Annotated in this window: 1 protein-coding gene; it reads right to left on the reverse strand. The window is 46.1% G+C overall.

The features are described from left to right. Nucleotides 1-16: 16 nt before the first annotated feature. A protein-coding gene (locus tag AAY72_RS02055; RefSeq protein ID WP_156411264.1) for an IS3 family transposase occupies nucleotides 17-1,128 on the reverse strand; the annotation gives its coding sequence in 2 pieces (ribosomal slippage) (nucleotides 17-867 and nucleotides 867-1,128; 1,113 coding nt in all). Nucleotides 1,129-1,199: the final 71 nt, after the last annotated feature.

The raw sequence follows: 1,199 nt of genomic DNA on the forward strand, positions 1-1,199 counted from the left end.
GGTAATCATCCCATTTTTAAATGACACTAAAAGTAGAAGGTTGCGTCATTAAAGCCTGTTTGTATTTGGGTGGTATGCCACCAATTGCTTTGTTTGGTCGTTCATTATTGTAAAACCAAAGCCATTCTGTCGCATGATCTTGCACTTCGGCAATACTGTTGAATAAATATTGGTTCAGCCACTCGTAGCGAACGGTGCGGTTGTACCGCTCGACATAAGCATTTTGCTGTGGATTGCCAGGCTGAATAAACATCAGTTCAACTTCATGTTTTTCAGCCCATTCAGCCAATAATGCACTGATATATTCCGGGCCATTGTCGCTTCGTATCTGCTTTGGCTTACCACGCCATTCAATGACTTGATTGAGTGTGCGGACAACACGTTCTGCCGGCAGCGAAAAGTCGACCTCAATCGCCAGACCTTCACGGTTAAAATCGTCAATGATATTCAGCAGCCTGAAGCTACGGCCATCCTCAAGCTGGTCATGCATGAAGTCCATAGACCAACACTGGTTCATCGATTCCGGTACGGCCAATGCATCAGGTTTATCCCGTTTTAAACGTTTCTTAGGCTTTATCCGTAGATTAAGCTCCAGCTCACGGTAAATCCTCAACACCCTTTTATGGTTACAGTTGAAACGCTTCACGTTGCGTAAAAAATAAAAACACATACCAAAGCCCCAACTGCGATGGGCTTCGGTCAGACGCAGCAGCCAATCAGCAATTTTAGCGTTTTCGTCACTCAGTTTGGCCCGATAGCGATAACAGGTTTCGCTAAGCCCAAACAAGGCACACGCTAACTTGATGGTAATGGAATGGTTTTGCACCGCCTTTTGCGCCAACTCCCGTCGACGCGACGGCTTTACCACTTTTTTTCGATGGCCTCTTTAAGGATTTCGGCTTTGAGCCGCTCCTCGGCATACATCTTTTTAAGCCGTGCATTTTCGGTTTCAAGCTCTTTCAATCTGGCCATCATGGACGCATCCATGCCGCCGAATTTGGCGCGCCACTTGTAGAAAGTAGCCGAACTCATGCCATGCTCACGACACAGCTCTGGAACGGGTGCGCCGGCTTCGGCTTGCTTTAAGATTGCCAGGATTTGGCTGTCGCTAAATTTTGATGTTTTCATGCAGAATCTCCTGCGTTTATGTTACGAGAAAATTCTACTTTTGACGTCAGTTATTTTTAGGGATGATTACC

The organism is Alishewanella sp. WH16-1, from assembly GCF_001441695.1.
GTDB classification, from domain to species: Bacteria; Pseudomonadota; Gammaproteobacteria; order Enterobacterales; family Alteromonadaceae; genus Alishewanella; species Alishewanella agri.